Source organism: Bifidobacterium rousetti (assembly GCF_008698235.1).
Classification (GTDB): Bacteria; Actinomycetota; Actinomycetes; order Actinomycetales; family Bifidobacteriaceae; genus Bifidobacterium; species Bifidobacterium rousetti.
Map to the genome: position 1 here is coordinate 35,284 of NZ_PEBH01000003.1, position 19,482 is coordinate 54,765.

Below are 19,482 nucleotides of genomic sequence, written 5' to 3' on the forward strand. Positions count from 1 at the left end.
CAGTGGAAAGGAACCCCATGGTTTTCCGCGTGTACGTGGAGAAGAAGCCCGGCTTCGACGTCGAGGCCCAGCAGCTCGCCACCGAGCTCAGGACCATCCTGGGCGTCACGGGTCTCAAGAGGATCCGCATCGTCAACCGCTATGACGTCGAGGGCATCGACAAGACCCTGTTCGACAAGGTCACGCCGACCGTGTTCAGCGAACCGCAGGTGGACGACGTGTACGCCGACCTGCCGGAGTTCGGCGAGGCCTCGGTGTTCGCCACCGAGTTCCTGCCCGGCCAGTTCGACCAGCGCGCCGACTCCGCCGCCGAGTGCATCCAGCTGATCTCGCAGGGCGAGCGCCCGACCGTGCGCTCCGCGAAGCTGTACGCCCTCGAGGGCGATCTGACGGACGCGGACGTCGAGACGATCAAGCGCTATGTCATCAACCCGGTCGAGGCGCGCAAGGCCGATCTCGGCGTCAAGGAGACACTGAAGACCAAGGTGCCCACCCCGGGCAAGGTCGAGGTCATCGCCGGTTTCAACGAGATGGACGCCGAGGCCGGCCAGCGCTTCATCGACGAACGGGGGCTGGCGATGGATCTCGCCGACCTCGAGTTCTGCCAGCGCTACTTCACCGAGGAGGGCCGCGAGCCCACGATCACCGAGATCAAGGTGATCGACACCTACTGGTCCGACCACTGCCGCCACACCACGTTCGGCACCCGTCTGACCGACGTCGAGATCGACGACGACACGGTCAGGGACGCGTTCGGACGCTATCTGGAGCTGCGCCGCGAGCTCGGCCGCGAGGACAAGCCCGTGTGCCTGATGGACATGGGCACGATCGGCGCGAAGTGGCTCAAGAAGAACGGCATCCTCACCGGCCTCGACGAAAGCGAGGAGATCAACGCCTGCACCGTCAAGGTGAAGGTCGACGTCAACGGCGAGATGCAGGACTGGCTGTTCCTGTTCAAGAACGAGACGCACAACCACCCCACGGAGATCGAGCCGTTCGGCGGCGCGGCCACCTGCATCGGCGGCTGCATCCGCGACCCCCTGTCGGGCCGTTCCTACGTGTATCAGGCGATGCGCGTGACCGGCGCCGCCGACCCGACCGTGCCGGTCTCCGAGACGCTCGAAGGCAAGCTCCCCCAGCGCAAGCTCGTGACGACCGCCGCCGCCGGCTACTCGTCCTACGGCAACCAGATCGGACTCGCCACCGGGCAGGTCGACGAGATCTACCATCCCGGCTACGTGGCCAAGCGCATGGAGGTGGGCGCGGTCGTGGCCGCCACCCCGGCCGACCACGTCCGCCGCGAGACCCCGGCGCCGGGCGACAGGATCATCCTGCTGGGCGGCCGCACCGGCCGTGACGGCATCGGCGGCGCCACCGGCGCCTCGAAGGCGCACAACGTCGAATCGCTCGAACTCGACGGCGCCGAGGTACAGAAGGGCAACGCGCCGGTCGAGCGCAAGCTGCAGCGCCTGTTCCGCCGCGGCGACGCCTGCCGCCTCATCAAGCGCTGCAACGACTTCGGCGCCGGCGGCGTGTCCGTGGCGGTCGGCGAGCTGGCCGACGGCCTGTACGTGAACCTCAACACCGTGCCGAAGAAGTACGAGGGACTCGACGGCACCGAACTGGCGATCTCCGAATCGCAGGAGCGCATGGCCGTCGACGTCGCGGCCGAGGACGTCGATGAGTTCCTCGGCTACGCCCGCGAGGAGAACCTCGAGGCGACGGTGATCGCCACCGTGACCGAGGACCCGCGCATGGTGATGACCTGGAACGGCGACGAGATCGTGAACCTCAAGCGCGAGTTCCTCGCCTCCAACGGCGCGCCGAAGCATCAGGCGGTGCACGTCGAGGCGCAGCAGGCGTACGAGGTGCCGGCCGCATGGCGTTCCGGCTCCTTGTCCGAGCGCATGCACGCCCTCGTGACCGACCTCAACGTGGCGTCCAACAAGGGCCTGTCCGAGCGCTTCGACTCGACGATCGGCGCGGGCACCGTGCTCATGCCGTTCGGCGGCGCGAAGCAGCTCACCCCGAACGAGGCGATGGTCGCCAAGTTCCCGGTGTTCGGCGAGACTACCACCGCCTCCGCGATGGCATGGGGCTTCAACCCGTACATCATGGAGAAGAACCAGTTCACCGGCGCGTACCTGTCGGTCATCGAATCGCTCGCCAAGCTGGTCGCCGCCGGCTTCGAGCATGAGAAGGCGTACCTGAGCTTCCAGGAGTACTTCGAGAAGCTGCGCGACGAGCCCGAACGCTGGGGCAAGCCGACGGCCGCCGTGCTCGGCGCCCTGATGGCGCAGATCGACCTCGGCGCCGGCGCGATCGGCGGCAAGGACTCCATGTCCGGCTCGTTCGAGGCGCTCGACGTGCCGCCGACGCTGATCTCCTTCGCCGTGGCCGTGGGCAACATGAAGCGTGCCACCTCCCCCGAGTTCAAGGGCGCCGGACACCGCGTCGTGCGCATCGCGCCGCGCTACCTCGCCGACGGCCTCACGCCGGACAAGGACTCCCTGCTCGACACGTTCGGGCTGATCGAGGAGCTCACCGACTTCGGCACCGCGCTGGCCGTGTCCACGCCGGGCTACGGCGGCACCGCCGAGGCGCTGTTCAAGATGACCGTGGGCAACGGCATCGGCCTGACCCTGAACGACGACATCGCGCTGGACGACCTGTTCGCCCCGGCGTACGGCTCGTTCATCGTCGAGCTCAAGGACAACGAGAAGATCCCGGCCGTCTCCAACCTCGTCCAGGTCGGCGAGATCGGTGTGACCTCCTCCGAGTACGAGTTCGTCGCCGACGGCGAGGCCATCGACCTGCATGAGCTGCAGAACGCGTGGGAGGGCGGCATCGAATCCGTGTTCCCGTACCGTTCCCACGGCGCCGAGCAGGGTGAGACCGTCGAGTCGGTCGACTTCCATGTGGCGGATCATGAGGCCGACGGCGTGAAGAAGACCGTGTACACGGGCGCCGGCGTGGCCAAGCCGCGCGTGATCATCCCCGTGTTCCCCGGCAACAACTGCGAGTACGACTCGGCGGCCGCGTTCGAACGCGCCGGTGCCGAGGTCTCGACGCTGATCGTCAACAACCTGACGCCCGCCGCCGTGGCCGAGTCCACCGCCAAGCTGGTCGAGGAGATCAACAAGAGCCAGATCGTGATGATCCCCGGCGGATTCTCCGGCGGCGACGAGCCGGACGGCTCCGCCAAGTTCATCACCGCGTTCTTCCGCGCCCCGGCCGTCACCGAGGCGGTGCGCGACCTGCTGAAGAACCGCGACGGCCTGATGCTGGGCATCTGCAACGGCTTCCAGGCGCTCATCAAGCTGGGTCTGGTGCCGTTCGGCGACATCGTCGACATGAACGCCGACTGCCCGACGCTGACGTTCAACACGATCGGCCGCCACCAGAGCCGTCTGGTGCGCACGCGCGTGGCCTCCGACCTGTCCCCGTGGCTGGCGAAGACCTCGGTCGGCGATGTGCACACGGTCGCCATCTCGCACGGCGAGGGCCGTTTCGTGGCCTCCGACGAGGTGCTGGCGCGGCTCAAGGCCAACGGCCAGATCGCCACGCAGTACGTGGACGAGTCCGGCGTGCCCGGCATGGACCTCGCGGTGAACCCGAACGGCTCGATGCTCGCGATCGAGGGCATCACCAGCCCGGACGGCCGTGTGTTCGGCAAGATGGGCCACTCGGAGCGCTCCGGCAGCGGCCTGTACGTGAACGTCCCCGGCGACAAGTACCAGCCGATCTTCGAGGCCGGCGTCGAATACTTCGCCGCCTGACGGCAGTTGGGTTGGGCTGGGCTGGGCTTATCGGCTTGGCCCAGCCCGACTAACGACGAATATAAGAGGCCGGTTCCCACCAGATGACACATCATCCTGGCGGGAACCGGCCTCTTATTCGCTCATCCGCGTCCGTTCACCCATGGCACATGCCGCGACTAGCGGGGAACGGACGCCGAGTCACATATTCCCGTCCGTTCTACTTCGGCTCGGTGGTCTTGACCGTCACGGTGTAGCCATCGGTCTGCGCGATCGGCGCGTACATGCGCTCGATGACGTCCTTGGCCTGTTCATTGGCCGTGGTCAGCAGCTCGCTCTTGTTCAGCTTCTTCTCCGCGCTCTTCTTGGCGTCCTGCAACGCGGTGGCGGCATCACCGACCTCCGAGGAGTTCAGCAGGGAGGACTTCTGATCGAAGAACTGCAGGGTGTCCGGATTGACGGATACCGACTGGATCTCCGGCGCCGGCAACGTGATGGAGATTGTCTTGTTGTCATCATCATTGTCCACGGTGATGTCAGCCTTGGAAAGATCGATACCGGCGCGGGCCTCGTACGAGTAGAACATCGTGAACGACTTCTTGGTCACTAGAGCGATGCCGCCATCCTCGTACTTCTCGAAACCGAAATCGGTCTCCTTCGCCGTGGTGAGGTCCTGAATCTTCTCCAGCTGCTTGGCCACCACGGTGTTGGTGAGCGTCGGCTCGGAATCGAACATCTTGGCGATGGCGTCACGTCCGAAGAACACGCCTGCAAGGGCACAGACGGCTACCAGCACGAACGCGATAAGGACCTTGACCTTTTTGCCCATGATTACTTCTCCTTAGGGTCGGGTTTCGTTTTCCTGACTCACGTCACATATCATGGACAACGTAGCCGCTTGCAGCGACTATCATGACATCCGATGGCATCTGATTGGAAAAGGCCATTCCCGAAGGAACGGTCCCATCACGGCCGTTTCCGATGCTCACTCATACGCTACTGAACGAGCTTGGCCTTGATGTGGGTGGTGTGGGTGAAGGAGACCATGTCGAAGTTGATGGTCTTCGTGTCCACGTTGTAGATGAAATCCTTGGTGGAGTCCTCGGAACCGAAATCGGACTTGGCGACCTTCCTGCCCTGCTCGGAGTCGGGGTCCGCCTTGCTGGTCCACTCGCCCTTGCTCGCGAGCGCGTCGGCGTCGACGGTGCCGTACCAGTACGGGTATTCGCCGAAGTTGTCGGACATGACCGCGGAGATCATGCCATCCTTGACGGTGATGGTGATCTTGCAGTCCTGGGTGCAGTCCTTGCCGAAGTCAGAGAACTCGTAGGTGCCGTTGACCGTCGCGGGGTCGGCGGGGGTCGGAGTCACGTCGGGCGCCGAACCGTCATCGGACGAATCGCCACTTGCGGAAGAGCCGGAATCGGAACCGTTGTTCTCGTCCGTCTGCGAGCTCTGCGACGAATCGTCCGCCGTGTTCGACCCGTTCGCCCCGTTCGCTCCGTTCGACGATCCGCACGCGCCCATTCCGATCGCGAGCGCGCCGCACAGCAACGTCGCGGCCAGCGTCCTTCCCATCTTCACGTCCATGATCCCGGCCTTCCTTTCATGACGTCTGTGACGCCCGTGATTCCCGTGACACCTGCGTCTCACGACTATGTCATACGGGTGCCCATCATAGTGTCTTTTGCCAAAATCCCGCTGTATGGCGCAGGGGAACGGTACGCGGAGTAGATTGGGCCGGGACAGGGTCCACGATCCCGGCATGGGGATCTCGGTGATGAGGAGGCATGTTCGGCATGGCATCGGAGACTGCGGATGGAAGAGCGGAGGTCGATGTCCGACCTGCCGATACGGGGAATATGAAGGCGACGATCCTGTTGGTCGGCGGTTTCGGCGCATTGCGCGGGTCGTCATGTCCGGGTATCGAACAGTTGACATTGCATGGTGCGATCGGCGGCGCACGTTCGGAGAGAACAGTCTCGCTGCGCAAGGACGAACTGCTGGCCGACGTCCCGTCCCCCACATGGCTTACACGCCACGGCGGTACGCTGTACGCGGTGCTGGAGGACACGAACGAGGTCGCCGCGTTTCACATCGATGCCGGCGAAATTGCCGACAGGCGGGATGTGCGTCTGATTCCGCTGTCTCGTGTCCACACGCCGGGCGACAGCCCGACCCATGCGGCGGTTGCCATGGACGATCTGGGTGGCGAACATCTTCTTGTGGCGAACTACGCCGATGGTCATGTGTGCGTGCATCCGATCGCGGCCGACGGATCGGTGCTTGCGGCCGCACAGGTGTTGGAGGGTGAGGGCCGTGGCCCGCTTCCCGCGCAGGAGGGCCCGCATGCGCACTGGATCCTGCCGCTTCCTGACAGGCGTGTGCTGTCCACCGATCTGGGCGCGGACCGCATTCATGTGCATCGCTGGGAATCGGGCAGGCTGGTTCACGTCGGCGAGGTGCGGCTCACGCCCGGCACCGGACCTCGCGATCTGCATCTGCTGCCCGTCCCACCCGTCGCGGATGCTGCGGCGAACGGCTCCGATTGGCGCGTGGCCGTGGTCGGTGAGTGGGCGGATACCGTGACGTTGCTCGGTCCGGTATCGGACCGGTCGAACGGTGCGGATGGCTCTGACGGCATCCGTGTGCTCCAGACCGTGGGACTCGGCGGCGATCATCTCGATCAGGCGGCGTCGCTCGCGTTCGTGCCGTGGGCCGCGCTTCGCGACGGTTCCGACGACGCTACGGACGATGACGATACGACCGATGACGATACGACCGACAGCACCCGTGGCCTCGCGTATGTGGGCCTGCGCGGCTCGGAGCGCATCGTGGCGCTGGCGTGGGACGGTGAGCGCCTGTCCCGTCTTGCGTCGGAGGACGAGCCGGGTTGGCACGGACGCGGCGTCGACTGCGGCGGCAGCCGTCCGCGTCATATCCTGCCGGTCGGAAACCTCCTGCTCGTGGCGAACGAGGTGTCGAACGACGTGACGGTCTTCCATCTGGCTTCGGACGGCGAGCCGACACAGGTCGCCGATCTTCCCTCCGGCTCCCCGACCGTGTTCGTACGTCTGTGAAACGCGGTACAGCCATGGACAGCCGCGTGGAACATCATGTGAAACATGTGGAACATGGGTTCGGGCCGGTGTGGGACGGCACGTCACGCGTGCTGGTGCTGGGATCGATGCCGAGTCCGAAATCGCGCGAGGAGTCGTTCTACTACATGCATCCGCGCAACCGGTTCTGGCCTGTGATGGAGGCAGTATTCGCCGATCCGGCCGATCCGACGGACGTCGCGGGCGATACGCCACAGTCGCGGCGCGGGTTCGCCCTGCGGCATCACGTCGCGTTGTGGGATGTGATCGCCTCGTGCGACATCATGGGCGCGGCCGACGTGAGCATCCGCAACGCCGTGCCGAACGATCCGGCGCCGATCCTCGCCGCCGCGCCGATCACACGCATCGTCACGACCGGCGCCAAGGCCGCGCAACTGTATCGCCGTCTCATCGCGCCGACGTTGGCGGCGGATGGCATCGACGTGCCGATGACGCCGCTGCCATCGACCAGCCCGGCCAACGCCTCGATGAGCCTCGACCGCCTCATCGCCGTCTACCGTGAGGCGTTCATCCCATACTTGCCGTAACCCATCATGGTCCCCGTCATGGCCCTGTCGTGAATCTTCATGACCGCGACACGCGCGGTGACGCGGTGCGGGTTTGCGTTCAAGTGTAGTTGAGGTGTTTCCATGGACGTGTTAGCGTTCACGGCCGGTTGTGGTGGAAACACACGGATCGGCGCGCGGAACGCGGAACCGTAGGAGCTGCAAACGAAGGAGCATCAATGAAGTACCGCAGCGTGGGCAAGTCCGGACTGAAGATCAGCGAGATCGCACTGGGAAGCTGGGTGACGCAGCTGACGAACGACGCGCAGCTGGACACGGCGCGAGACATCGTGCGACTCGCCTATGAGTCGGGCGTCAACTTCTTCGACTGCGCGGACGCCTATTCGGGCGGCGACGCCGAGCGCTTCCTCGGCGAGACGCTCAAGGCGTACCCGCGCAAGGAGCTGGTCATCTCCTCCAAGGTCTACTTCCCCACCGGCGACGGCGTCAACGACCGTGGCCTGAGCCGCAAGCACATCTTCGAGAGCATCGACCAGACGCTGAGGAACATGCAGGTCGACTACCTCGACCTCTACTACTGCCACCGCTTCGACGAGACCACCGACCTGACCGAGACGCTGCGTGCGATGAGCGACCTCGTGGCGCAGGGCAAGGTCCTCTACTACGGCGTGTCCGAGGAATGGGGTTCCGCCCGCCTCGAGGAGGCGCAGCGCATCATCGAGCGCTACAACCTGTACCCGATCACCGTGGTCCAGCCGCAGTACAACCTGCAGGACCGCTACATCGAGCACGAGATCATGGGCACCTGCCGCAAGCTCGGCATCGGCATCACCACGTTCTCGCCGCTCGCCCAGGGCCTGCTGACCGGCAAGTACCGCAAGGGCCAGCCGCTGCCGGCCGGCTCGCGCGCCACCTGGCAGTCCGATCACCAGATCAACGACCTGCTCACCGACGAGAACCTCGACAAGGTCGAGCGTCTGCGCAAGGTCGCCGAGGAGCTCGGCACGAACCTGCCGGTGCTGTCGATGGCATGGATCCTGCAGCACCCGGAGATCAGCTGCGTGATCGCCGGCGCCAGCAAGCCGAGCCAGCTGGAGAACAACCTCAAGGCGGCGGGCTTCGAGATCCCGGCCGACGCGATGGCCGAGATCGACGCGATCACCGGGTTCCACCGCTTCGAGCGCCACGTCGGCTGAGTGGTTGGCGGTTGGCTGCGATGTCCCGATCGCACCGATCACGCGCCGACATCGTCATCGCCTTGGGCTTCGGCCTTGGCGATGTCGGCTTCGGCGCGTTTCGCCGTATCGGCGATGAGCCGGTCGTAGCCCGTGAGCGCCGCGAAGGGCATGAACTGCGCGGCCCGGTTGCGTCTCGACATCGGCGGATGCCTCCGGGAGACATGATGCGGCAGGGCGATGATGTCGTCGTACCTGCGGGTTTCAGTCAAAGCCATTGGCGCGATGCCCTCCGATCTGCTTGTTGCGTTCGATCCCGGTGGCGCCGGGTTCCATGTCCATCGCCTTGACGACGGCGTTGCGGCCGTACCTGCGTTTGATGGCGAGCATCGCCCGCTGCATGTCCTCGATGCGGTCGTCACGCGCGGGACGGATCATCGACGCGGAGACGGTGCCGTCGGCATCACCGGTACCGGCGACACCGACGGCACCGCCCGCGGAAGTATCATTCGGATCATCCGAGCCACCCGTCCCATCCGCGTCCGAGAACAGGTCGGGCTGCTCATACCGCTTCCCCGCAGCGAGATCGACGGGCGAGGCGAGGTCGACGGCGATCACCGTCAGACGACGGACCAGCAGGCGGGTATCCGCGATGCGCCCGAACAGCGTGGCCATCGCCCGGCGGATGCGCTCGGCCGAGGCGGTGTACTCCCCCAAACCGATCTCCCCGGAGACAGGCTTCGGCACCCTGCGCCCGTAATGGTCGACCGTGCTTGGACCTCGGTATTCCACGGACGCGCGTTCGGCGAGGCGCCGCAGTCGGATGTCGGCGCAGTCGTCGAGACGTTTCGGATCGAGACTGCCGGAGTCGTAGCCGACGGCGAGCGCGATGCGGTTCGTGGCCACGCCCTTGCCTGTCAGGTCGAGGGCGAGCGCGTCGGCCATCTCCTTGACGATCAGCAGCGCGGTGGCGTGGTCGACCGGCCCGGTGAGCACCTGGCCGATGCTGGTGCTGTGCGCGTCCGGCTCGTACGCCTTGATGTCGGCGATCGTGCACGGCTCCCACCCCCATGCATGGTCGATGAGCAGTTCGGCGTTGACACCGAACATGCGGTAGAGCAGTTCCTCGTTGTAGTAGTCGGAGGCGCGACCGATCGAACACCGGGCGATGTCTCCCATCGTCATGAGACCGGCCTTCTCGAGCTTCCGCGCATACCCCCGCCCGACGCGCCAGAAGTCGGTGAGTGGTCGATGCCCCCACAGCAGACGCCGGTAGCCTGCCTCGTCGAGTTCCGCCACACGCACGCCGTCGGTGTCGGCGGGCATGTGCTTGGCGACGATGTCCATCGCGATCTTGGCGAGGTACAGGTTCGTGCCGATGCCCGCGGTGGCGGTGATGCCGGTGCGCTCCCTGATTTCGTCGACGATGGCGCGCGCCATCTCGTGCGGCGTGCGTCCGGAGGACTTCAGGTACGGCGTGGCGTCGATGAAGACCTCGTCGACCGAGTAGACGTGGATGTGCTCGGGGGCGGCGTATTCGAGGTAGATCGCGTAGATGCTCGCGCTGATTTCAAGGTATTTCGCCATATGGGGCACGGCGACGACCATCGACGCCTTGAGTTCGGGCCGGCGCGCGAGCTCGACGGCATTCCACGATGCTCCGGCGAAGCGGCGGCCCGGGGCCTTGAGCACCCGTTCAGCGTTGATCGCGTCCAATCGCTGTTTGACGGCGAACAGGCGATCCCGGCCGGGGATGCCGTACACCTTGAGCGAGGGCGAGACCGCGAGACAGATGGTCTTGTCGGTGCGGGTCTCGTCCGCCACGACCAGATGGGTGGTCAGGGGGTCGAGACCGCGCTCATGACATTCGACGGAGGCGTAGAAGGATTTCAGGTCGATGGCGAGATAGACGTGGGCCGCCCCGGAGACGCCATCCATCGCCATCACCCGCCTTCGTACGAGGAAGCGGGCCGGCGACGTTCGGAAGTCGGAACGGCCGGCCCGACAAGGAAACCAACATCGAAACGATGCGCAATCAGCATATCAGAAAATCGAACATTTGTTCGACTGTGGCGTGTCGGGCGGCAACAAGGCAGCAACGGACCGTCGGCGCAGTCGCCGGAAACGCGCGCGATGTAGCCGGTAATTGATAGGGTTAACGTTTAGTGAACCCCCAGTTTGAGAAGGAGCTTTGGCTTGTCGGCTGAACTCGAAGACATTCATGAGGAATGTGGCATCTTCGGCGTATGGGGACACCCCGACGCCGCTCGACTCACCTACTTCGGACTCCACGCACTGCAACACCGCGGCCAGGAGGGCGCCGGCATCGTCTCGAACGATCACGGCCACCTCATCGGACACCGCGGACTGGGACTGCTGACGCAGGTCTTCAGCGACGAGCGTGAGATCCAGCGACTCAAGGGAGACCGTGCGATCGGCCATGTGCGGTACGCGACGGCCGGTTCCGGCACCACGGACAACATCCAGCCGTTCATCTTCCGCTTCCACGACGGCGACGTGGCCTTGTGCCACAACGGCAACCTGACCAACTGCCCGTCCCTGCGCCGCAAGCTCGAGGACGAAGGCGCCATCTTCCACTCCAATTCCGACACCGAAGTGCTCATGCACCTCATCCGCCGCTCCCTGCAGCGCACCTTCATGGACAAGCTCAAGGAGGCCCTCAACACGGTCCACGGCGGCTTCGCCTACCTGCTGATGACCGAGGACGCGATGATCGGCGCGCTCGACCCGAACGGCTTCCGCCCGCTCTCCCTCGGCAGGATGAAGAACGGCGCCTACGTGCTGGCCTCCGAGACCTGCGCGCTCGACGTGGTCGGCGCCGAGCTCGTGCGCAACATCCGTCCGGGCGAGATCGTCGTGGTCTCCGACCACGGCTACCGCATCGTGCAGTACACGAACAACACGCAGCTGGCGATCTGCTCGATGGAGTTCATCTACTTCGCCCGCCCCGACTCCAACATCTACGGCGTCAACGTGCACTCCGCACGCAAGCGCATGGGCGCGAGGCTCGCCGCCGAGGCAGGCGTCGACGCGGACATGGTCATCGGCGTGCCGAACTCCTCGCTGTCGGCCGCGTCCGGCTACGCCGAGGCGTCCGGGCTGCCCAACGAGATGGGTCTCATCAAGAACCAGTACGTGGCCCGCACGTTCATCCAGCCGACGCAGGAGCTGCGCGAGCAGGGCGTGCGCATGAAGCTGTCCGCCGTGCGCGGCGTGGTCAAGGGCAAGCGCGTCGTCGTCATCGACGATTCGATCGTGCGCGGCACCACCTCCAAGCGCATCGTCCAGCTGCTCAAGGAGGCCGGCGCGGCCGAGGTGCACATGCGCATCAGCTCCCCGCCGCTCAAGTACCCGTGCTTCTACGGCATCGACATCTCCACCACCCGCGAGCTCATCGCCGGGCACAAGTCCGTCGAGGAGATCCGCGAGTACATCGGCGCCGACTCGCTCGCGTTCCTGTCGCTCGATGGCCTGATCGAATCGATCGGCCTCAACGCGGACGCCCCGTACGGCGGCCTGTGCGTCGCCTACTTCAACGGCGACTACCCCACCGCTCTCGACGACTACGAGGCCGACTTCCTCAAGTCCCTCACGCCGGAGGACCGCGTGCGCCTGCCCGAGTTCGCGCTGTACAAGAGCAAGTACATCGGCAACGAGTACAACACCGTGCAGCCGCCCGTCGAGGGCCCCGATCACGCCGTCCATGGCGAGGGCGTCGACCACGGCGACGAGCCCGAGGACACCCTCGTGTGAGCGATCAGACGAGCGATCACACACCACACCAGATTTTCCAGAGAACCCTAAGCATTCAGCCCCAAGAAAGGCCAACCCACCATGCCAAAAGCATATGAGAACGCCGGCGTAAGCGTCGAAGCCGGATACGAAGTCGTCAACCGCATCAAGTCGCATGTCGCGCGCACCGCCCGACCGGGCGCCGGCGGCATCGGCGGCTTCGGCGGCCTGTTCGACCTCGCCTCCCTCGGTTACAAGGAGCCGGTGCTGGTCTCCGGAACCGACGGCGTGGGCACCAAGCTCATGGTCGCCAAGATGATGAACAAGCACGACACCATCGGCCAGGACTGCGTGGCCATGTGCGTCAACGACATCCTCGCCCAGGGCGCCGAGCCGCTGTTCTTCCTCGACTACATCGCCTGCGGCAAGAACGATCCGGCCCTGCTCGAGCAGGTCGTCAAGGGCGTGGCCGACGGCTGCGTCGACGCCGGCGCCGCGCTGGTCGGCGGCGAGACCGCCGAGATGCCCGACATGTACGACGCCGACGAGTACGACTTGGCCGGCTTCACCGTCGGCGTGGTCGAGAAGTCGAAGATCATCGACGGCACGACGATCGCCGAGGGCGACGTGCTCATCGGCCTGCCGTCCTCCGGCATCCACTCCAACGGCTACTCGCTGGTGCGCAAGATCCTGTTCAAGGACCACGACCTGACCGTCGATTCCAAGCCCGAGGAGCTGGGCGGCGAGACGCTGGGCGAGGAGATTTTGAAGCCCACCCGCATCTATGCCAAGCCCCTGAAGCCCCTGTTCGCCGGCGACGACCTGCTGCACGGCGTCGCGCACATCACCGGCGGCGCGTTCGTCGAGAAGGTGCCGCGCATCATCCCCGAGGGTCTGGCCGCCGCGTTCGACATCACCAGCTGGGATGTGCCGCCGATCTTCCGCCTGCTCCAGAAGCTGGGCGAAGTGGACGAGCTCGAGATGTACAACATCTTCAACATGGGCATCGGCATGGTCCTCATCGTCGAGCCGAGCAAGGTCGCCGAGGTCGAGCGCCTGCTCGACGCGGAGAACGAGAAGCACTACACCGTCGGACGCATCGTCAAGGACGTCGACGGCACCCGAGTGCAGTTGCACAAGGGCCTGTGACGTGCACTGAACGCACGTAGCACGCAGAACACGTTTTCGTTACGACAATGGTCAAGAGATGAGGTTCCTCCCCCAACGGAAGGAGCCTCATCGCATTGGAAAGGACATCACATGGGACAGAAGGTTCTGGTCATCGGTTCCGGCGCGCGTGAGCACGCGATCGCCCACGCGCTCCAGCGCGGCGGCAGCGTCGAGGAGGTGACCGTCGCCCCCGGCAACCCGGGCATGGAGCTCGACGGCATCCGCACCACGCACATCGATCAGTCGAACCACGCCGCACTGATCGAGTTCATGAAGGACAGCAGCTACGACTGGGCGTTCGTCGGCCCGGAGGTGCCGCTCATCGAGGGTCTGGTCGACGACTTCGCCGCCGCCGGTCTCAAGGCGTTCGGCCCGAACAAGGCCGCCGCCCAGATCGAGGGCTCCAAGGACTTCGCCAAGCAGCTCATGGAGCGCCATGGCATCCCCACCGCGAAGTACGCGACCTTCGACGCGCTCGAGCCGGCCGTCGCCTACGTGCGCGAGCACGGCGCGCCGATCGTCGTCAAGGCCGATGGTCTGGCCGCCGGCAAGGGCGTCACCGTCGCGATGGACGAGGACACCGCCGTCGCCGCGCTCGACGACATCTTCATCGACCACCGTTTCGGCTCCGCCGGCGCGAAGGTCGTCATCGAGGACTTCCTCGAGGGACAGGAGTTCTCCCTGATGAGCTTCGTCAACGGCACCGAGTTCTGGCCGATGCCGATCTCGCAGGACCACAAGCGCGCCTACGACGGCGACAAGGGCCCGAACACCGGCGGCATGGGCGCCTACAGCCCGGTGCCGCAGATCCCGCAGGATGTCGTCGATCAGGCGATCGAGACGATCGTGCGCCCGACCGTCAAGGCCATGGCCGACGAGGGCACGCCGTTCACCGGCATCCTGTACGCGGGCCTCATCGCCACCGCCGACGGCCCGAAGGTCATCGAGTTCAACGCCCGCTTCGGCGACCCGGAGACCGAGGTCGTCCTGCCGAAGCTCACCTCCGATCTGGGCGCGGGCATCGCCGCGATCCTCGACGGCGGCACCCCGGAGTTCGCGTGGGACGACACGCACGCCACGCTCGGCGTCGTGCTCGCCGCCGACGGCTATCCGACGCACGTCGTCAAGGGAGCGCACATCCCGTCCATCCCGGTCGACGACGCCTCCCACGTCTACTACGCGGGCGTCTCGCGCGGCGAGGACGACGGGCTCGTCGCATCCTCCGGACGCGTGCTGCTCGTCGAGACCACCGCCGACGACATCAAGGCCGCACAGGACAAGGTCTACGCGATCATCGACGCACTCGACACAACCGGCATGTTCTACCGCCACGACATCGGCGCCAAGGCGCTGAACGCGTGATACCGGAGCGCTGACCGCCGGAGACCATGACGGTATCGGCGGTAACAGGCAGATGACGACAAACGGGGTTTGCGGACTGGTGACACAGTCCGCAAACCCCGTTTGTCGTTGAATCTACGGTTCAAGACACTGGGTGATGCCATCGTGATGCCATCGCGATGGCATCACGATGGCATCACGGATGTTCCTTGCGGAGGCGGCGTGTCACAACGTGGTTCCCAGCCGTCATTTCGATGCGTTGTGACAACTTTCTCTGTCACAACTCGTTCGATTCAGCGGGAATCGCACGTTGTGACAAGAACGACAGGCCAGCAGCAGACAAGGGCTAAGGACCAACCGGCGAAAAGCTTGGAATTTCGCCATTCCGTCGATCCTCCTTACCACGCGATCGCATGCACCGCCGCCGATCCGTGTCACAACTCGAGAAAATCGCCGGGAATCGCACGTTGTGACAGCTTTTCTTGTCACAACGCACCGAAACCGGTATGGGACTGCATGTTGTGACAATTCTCCGCGATTTGGATTCCCTCCCTGGGCGATTTCGGGCGATTCCTGACACTAGACGGGGAATAAACACCAAGGGGGATTCCCGCAGGAATCCCCCTCATCCTGTCATGCACACCTGCGCGCGCATGTGACAACCGTCACGGCAGGTCTATGAAACCGGTGTCCTTCAGGTAGTTGTTGCCGTCGGTGATGTCGTATTGGATGAGCTTGTAGTCGGCGAGGAGCTGCTTGGTCTCCTTGTCGAAGTCGCTTTCGGCCATCGGGTTGCCGGCGTGGTCGAGGTAGATCGACTGGCCTTCGGGGATGCGGTCCCAGCCCTGGATCTTGTTGACGACCGGCGGTTCCATCGCGGCGATCTTCTCATGCATCTCGGTCAGGAACGCCAGATAGGGCGAGACCTTCGCGTCCATGTGCTCGGCCGCCTGCGCCACGAAGAAGTTCGGCGAGGAGTAGGCCGCGTTGTTGATCTTCACGCCCTGCGAATCGGACGCCTTGTTCGACCAGATGAAGTAGTCGGTCAGATGCAGGGCGAGCGAGTTGTCGTCGTTCTCGCTGGCCGACGAGTAGATGCCGGGCAGATGGTCGCCGTAGAAGACCACGGTGACCGGCTTGTCAAGCTTGTCCAGTTTGTCGAGGAAGTCGGCGGTGGCCTCGTCGGTGATCGCCTGACCCTTCTGGTACGTCTCGATCGACTCCTGCTCGTCCTTGCCGAGCGGCTCGCCGGTGGTGGATTCGGCGGTGAAGTCGTTGTCCTTGTACCACTCGTGGTAGGGCATGTGGTTCTGCATGGTGATGACCTGCAGGAACTGGTTGGAATCGGTCTTCTCGACCTCCTCCAGCGTGCTCTGATAGGTTGCAGCGTCCGAGACGTACGGGCTGTCGTCGATGCGGTCCTGATGCGAGATGACGTCCGGACCGGTGAGCGTGTAGAAGTGCGAGAAGCCGAACTTCTTGTAGTTCGTGGCGCGCGAGTACATCGACGACTCGTACGGATGCAAGCCGATCGAGTTCTTCGCGGCGCCCCACATCTGGTTGATGGTCGGCGTCCAGTGCTCGCCCGGCACCAGCTGCTGGTAGGGGCTGGTCAGGGACGAGTCGAAGTTCGCCATCGACAGGCCGGTCAGGCCCATGTACTCGAGGTTCGCGGTGCCGCCGCCGTAGCCGGACGACAGCATGAGGCCGGAGGTGGTGCCCTCCTTGATCGCGCGGATCTTGGGCATCGAATCCTTGTTCACCTTGAGTCCGGGCACGCGGGAGGTGTCGGAGAACGACTCGGACAGCACGTAGATCACGGTCGAATCGGTCAGGCTGGACTTGCGGGAGGTGTTGATCTGTTTCGCGGCCTTCTCATAGCGTGCGACGACCTGCTTCATCGTCTCCTCGGAGTAGTCGGACGGCTTGTCCATCACCTTGGGGTTGACCTGACGCATGAACGCGACGAGCGGGCCGTTGCGCTGCGCGTCGTAGACGGAATCCCACATCGAGGGCTTGTCGCCCATCGCGGTGGCGAGGCCCTTCGCCCACGAGCCGACGGTGCTCACCTGCATCGCGTACAGGCCGAAGAACAGACCGGGCACGAGGATGAGCAGCAGGCGCGCGATCGCGTTGATCGACTGCGACTGACGGCCGGAACCGCGGAACATGCGGCCGTGACGCGCGTCGATGTGGTTGAGGAACACGAACAACGCCACGAACACCGCGAACACCGCGATCGCCAGCAGGATCGTCCAATGCGCGCCGGCCGGCATGAAGCCCATGAGGTTGCCGGCGTCCGCCTTGAGGAAGTTCAGATCGGAGGGCAGGATCGCCTCGTATCGGATCGAGATCTTGAAATGCTCGATGACCGCGACGACGATGGCCGCCGCGACAAGCACCGGGGTCGCGATCCAGAACCGGTTGAACAGCATGAGCAGCGCCAGATACAGCACGCCGACGAGCAGGACGTTGAGCAGGAAGACGAAGTTCGGACCGCGCACGTTGAACATCTTGCCGACGAAATCCCAACCGACGTCCGGGCTGGAGAGCGTCACGCGGGAGGAGGCGCCGAGGCTCACGCCGACTTCGAGGATCGCCACGGCGGCGATGTCGAAGAGGATGAACAGCACGCCGTACAACCAGCCGGGGAACTCCTTGCCGCGGCGATCCTCGGACCCGTCACGAGTCATGTCGCCCATCGTCTCAGCGTCTGATTGCTGCCTCATACTGTCTGCCTCACCCCTACGCTCGGTTGCTGTCTTCGTTTACGTTCGGCCCTGTGCCGTGCCGTCCTTGCCGTCCGTACCGTTATGCGCCAACGGCATGCGACGACGCCGTACGACGGCGTCATACAGCATAGTTCACCTGATATCCAGTTGCACATTGTCTTCCGTTAACCTTGGAAAAGCCAGAGAGCTAACGGTTTCCACACGTTTTCTCAACCATTCACTCTAACGGAAAGGGTGCCTCGGTTCACCCCCGAGACACCCTGATTCATGCGGGCCTTCCCCTGATATTCGACCGTGGATTCCCCTGCGGCCTTCCCCAATCGCACCCGCTGCGGCTACTTCACCACTTCACTACTTCACGGCGGATGCGAAGTCGTCGACGAGCGCGCTCATCCAATCGAGCAGATCATCGTATTCCTGCGGCATCTGCTCAGTCAATTCGATGACCGGCACGGCGCCCTCCTTGGCTGCGGAAGTGATCTGGTCGGTGGTGGAGTTGGCCTCTTGCGAGTTGAAGACCAGCGCCTTGATGGACTTGCCGTCCTTCAGCGCGTCCTGGAACGCCTTGATGTCGGCGGCGGACGGTTCGCTCTCGTTGGCCGACGCCTGCGCGTATCCGGTCGGCGTGGCGTCCTTCATGCCGAGGTCGTCGGCAAGATACCAAGCGACCGATTCGGTGGCGGCGTACGGCAGGTCCTTGGTCTTGGCCGAGGTCTCCTTGATCTTGCTTTCGAGCTCGTCCTCCTTGTCATGCCACTGCTTGTTGAGCTCCGCGTAGGCGTCCTTGTTGTCGGGATCGGCCTTCTGGTAGGCGGCGGTGATCGCGTCGGCGGTGGAATCGCGCACATCGGCGGAGAACCACACGTGCGGGTTGTCGCCCTCCTTGATGCCGGCGGTCTCGGCGGCGTCCACCAGCGTGGCGTCGGTGGATTCGGCGGCCTTGGACGCCCACGGGTCGTAGTCGGCGCCGTTGACGACGGCCACCTTCGCGGAGCCGAACTTGGCGACGTCCTGCGCGGTGGGCTCGTAGTCGTGGGCCTCCACATCGGTCTTGGTCATGATGTTGGTGACCTCGACATGGTCGCCGCCGAGGTCGCGGGCGAGCGAACCCCACTGGTTGATCGAGGCGACGACCTCGATCCTGCCGCTTGCGGCGGCATCGGACTTGGCGGAGTCGGCCGCGTTTCCGGCGGAGGCGGATGATCCGGATCCGCATGCCGCCACCGAGAACAGTGCGGCGGAAGCGACGACGAGCGCGAGCGCGCGCTTGGCTTTGGACATGACAGTCATGATGCGTTCCTCTCTATTGCACCTGCAATGACATCTTTCGCGATCGGTCCAGACTGGGGTCTGGAGGCCTAGGGTCCAAGGACCTGAGGCCTGGAGCCTATGGCCCGGCCGTTCGGCCTTCCTTCAACCGATCACCGACACGACAGCATAACACGTATTGAGAATTATTATCATTTGCTTTAAGAATCGGCGTGTCCCATAGGAGTCCCACACGAGAACACGTCGTCAGACCGACTCGACGACGTCCTCCGACCTCACCGCCAGATCATCGAACGACACATCATGCGCATCCTCGTACACCACGGCCCCGCGAGCCGCCACGGCGCGGACGATCTCGCGGCAGCGGCATTCGCCGACCGCATCGACATGGCGCGTGAGGCAGCCGGCGCCGACCACGGGAAGCTGCAGCACATGCGAGGCCTCGTGAATCAGACGTACGACCACGGCACCCGTGGAACGATCGTCGAAGACGCCCTCCCCCCCCCCCCCCCCCCCACCTTCCCCACGGCGCCCCCTCCCAACCACCGCCTCTCCACCTCCCCCCTCTCTGCACGTAGATCACCCCCTACAGGCTGACCCGTCTGTTGCACCGCAGACTACCCTCGCCCCTACATGTAGACACCACGGCTGTGCTGACC

At 64.7% G+C, this 19,482-nt stretch carries 14 protein-coding genes; 7 read left to right on the top strand and 7 right to left on the bottom strand.

Annotated features, from left to right (window positions below; all coding sequences use genetic code 11):
• Nucleotides 1-17 precede the first annotated feature (17 nt).
• Nucleotides 18-3,779 (top strand): phosphoribosylformylglycinamidine synthase, encoded by a 3,762-nt coding sequence (locus CSQ85_RS04660; RefSeq protein WP_150383091.1) that lies wholly within the window; start codon nt 18-20, stop codon nt 3,777-3,779.
• A gap of 199 nt (nt 3,780-3,978) precedes the next feature.
• Here CSQ85_RS04660 and CSQ85_RS04665 read toward each other — a convergent pair whose 3' ends face one another.
• Nucleotides 3,979-4,587: a DUF4230 domain-containing protein gene (locus tag CSQ85_RS04665; protein ID WP_150383092.1), complete on the bottom strand. Its 609-nt coding sequence runs from the start codon at nt 4,585-4,587 to the stop codon at nt 3,979-3,981.
• Nucleotides 4,588-4,754: 167 nt separating this feature from the next.
• The gene (locus CSQ85_RS04670) at nt 4,755-5,348 is read right to left on the bottom strand and encodes a hypothetical protein (protein ID WP_150383093.1); all 594 of its coding nucleotides are present in this window, start codon (nt 5,346-5,348) and stop codon (nt 4,755-4,757) included.
• Between the two features lie 272 nt (nt 5,349-5,620).
• On the opposite strand from CSQ85_RS04670, the gene CSQ85_RS04675 reads away from it, so the two are divergent.
• The 3 genes from CSQ85_RS04675 to CSQ85_RS04685 all read left to right on the top strand — a co-directional run bounded on the left by CSQ85_RS04675 (nt 5,621) and on the right by CSQ85_RS04685 (nt 8,579).
• A complete protein-coding gene (locus CSQ85_RS04675) occupies nt 5,621-6,838 on the top strand; it encodes a lactonase family protein (protein ID WP_150383094.1) in 1,218 nt (405 codons plus the stop codon).
• 38 nt (nt 6,839-6,876) lie between these two features.
• Complete coding sequence (locus CSQ85_RS04680) at nt 6,877-7,404, top strand: DNA-deoxyinosine glycosylase (RefSeq protein WP_395956318.1); 528 nt, start codon at nt 6,877-6,879, stop codon at nt 7,402-7,404.
• A 197-nt stretch (nt 7,405-7,601) separates the two neighbouring features.
• Nucleotides 7,602-8,579 carry an aldo/keto reductase family protein gene (locus tag CSQ85_RS04685; protein ID WP_150383096.1) on the top strand — a complete coding sequence of 326 codons (978 nt, stop codon included), beginning with the start codon at nt 7,602-7,604 and terminating at the stop codon, nt 8,577-8,579.
• Nucleotides 8,580-8,617: 38 nt separating this feature from the next.
• On the opposite strand, the gene CSQ85_RS04690 is transcribed toward CSQ85_RS04685, so the two are convergent.
• Nucleotides 8,618-8,836: a hypothetical protein gene (locus tag CSQ85_RS04690; protein WP_150383097.1), complete on the bottom strand. Its 219-nt coding sequence runs from the start codon at nt 8,834-8,836 to the stop codon at nt 8,618-8,620.
• Nucleotides 8,823-10,502, bottom strand: coding sequence for a Y-family DNA polymerase (locus CSQ85_RS04695; RefSeq protein WP_150383098.1), 1,680 nt, complete (start codon nt 10,500-10,502; stop codon nt 8,823-8,825). Before CSQ85_RS04695 ends, CSQ85_RS04690 begins: the two co-directional genes overlap by 14 nt.
• Nucleotides 10,503-10,754: 252 nt before the next feature.
• Here CSQ85_RS04695 and purF point away from each other — a divergent pair, with 252 nt between their 5' ends.
• The 3 genes from purF to purD all read left to right on the top strand — a co-directional run bounded on the left by purF (nt 10,755) and on the right by purD (nt 14,843).
• Nucleotides 10,755-12,332, top strand: a complete 1,578-nt coding sequence (gene purF / locus CSQ85_RS04700) for an amidophosphoribosyltransferase (RefSeq protein WP_223846843.1) — start codon at nt 10,755-10,757, stop codon at nt 12,330-12,332.
• Between the two features lie 81 nt (nt 12,333-12,413).
• Nucleotides 12,414-13,460 carry a phosphoribosylformylglycinamidine cyclo-ligase gene (gene purM / locus CSQ85_RS04705; RefSeq protein ID WP_107041153.1) on the top strand — a complete coding sequence of 349 codons (1,047 nt, stop codon included), beginning with the start codon at nt 12,414-12,416 and terminating at the stop codon, nt 13,458-13,460.
• A gap of 111 nt (nt 13,461-13,571) precedes the next feature.
• Entirely contained in the window at nt 13,572-14,843 is a 1,272-nt protein-coding gene (purD, locus tag CSQ85_RS04710; RefSeq protein ID WP_150383099.1) for a phosphoribosylamine--glycine ligase, read from the top strand.
• A gap of 644 nt (nt 14,844-15,487) precedes the next feature.
• Here the strand turns inward: purD and CSQ85_RS04715 are convergent.
• From CSQ85_RS04715 to CSQ85_RS04725, 3 genes are all read right to left on the bottom strand, one after another.
• Nucleotides 15,488-17,524: an LTA synthase family protein gene (locus CSQ85_RS04715; protein ID WP_223846863.1), complete on the bottom strand. Its 2,037-nt coding sequence runs from the start codon at nt 17,522-17,524 to the stop codon at nt 15,488-15,490.
• A 381-nt stretch (nt 17,525-17,905) separates the two neighbouring features.
• A complete protein-coding gene (locus CSQ85_RS04720; RefSeq protein ID WP_150383101.1) occupies nt 17,906-18,844 on the bottom strand; it encodes a metal ABC transporter solute-binding protein in 939 nt (312 codons plus the stop codon).
• Between the two features lie 225 nt (nt 18,845-19,069).
• Entirely contained in the window at nt 19,070-19,288 is a 219-nt protein-coding gene (locus tag CSQ85_RS04725) for a hypothetical protein (protein WP_223846844.1), read from the bottom strand.
• Nucleotides 19,289-19,482 lie beyond the last annotated feature (194 nt).

Coding starts and splice junctions, on each gene's coding strand:
- CSQ85_RS04660 (WP_150383091.1), top strand. CDS start 18: ATGGTTTTCCGCGTGTACGTGGAGAAGAAGCCCGGCTTCGACGTCGAG.
- CSQ85_RS04665 (WP_150383092.1), bottom strand. CDS start 4,587: ATGGGCAAAAAGGTCAAGGTCCTTATCGCGTTCGTGCTGGTAGCCGTC.
- CSQ85_RS04670 (WP_150383093.1), bottom strand. CDS start 5,348: ATGGACGTGAAGATGGGAAGGACGCTGGCCGCGACGTTGCTGTGCGGC.
- CSQ85_RS04675 (WP_150383094.1), top strand. CDS start 5,621: ATGAAGGCGACGATCCTGTTGGTCGGCGGTTTCGGCGCATTGCGCGGG.
- CSQ85_RS04685 (WP_150383096.1), top strand. CDS start 7,602: ATGAAGTACCGCAGCGTGGGCAAGTCCGGACTGAAGATCAGCGAGATC.
- CSQ85_RS04690 (WP_150383097.1), bottom strand. CDS start 8,836: ATGGCTTTGACTGAAACCCGCAGGTACGACGACATCATCGCCCTGCCG.
- CSQ85_RS04695 (WP_150383098.1), bottom strand. CDS start 10,502: ATGGCGATGGATGGCGTCTCCGGGGCGGCCCACGTCTATCTCGCCATC.
- purM (WP_107041153.1), top strand. CDS start 12,414: ATGCCAAAAGCATATGAGAACGCCGGCGTAAGCGTCGAAGCCGGATAC.
- purD (WP_150383099.1), top strand. CDS start 13,572: ATGGGACAGAAGGTTCTGGTCATCGGTTCCGGCGCGCGTGAGCACGCG.
- CSQ85_RS04715 (WP_223846863.1), bottom strand. CDS start 17,524: ATGGGCGACATGACTCGTGACGGGTCCGAGGATCGCCGCGGCAAGGAG.
- CSQ85_RS04720 (WP_150383101.1), bottom strand. CDS start 18,844: ATGACTGTCATGTCCAAAGCCAAGCGCGCGCTCGCGCTCGTCGTCGCT.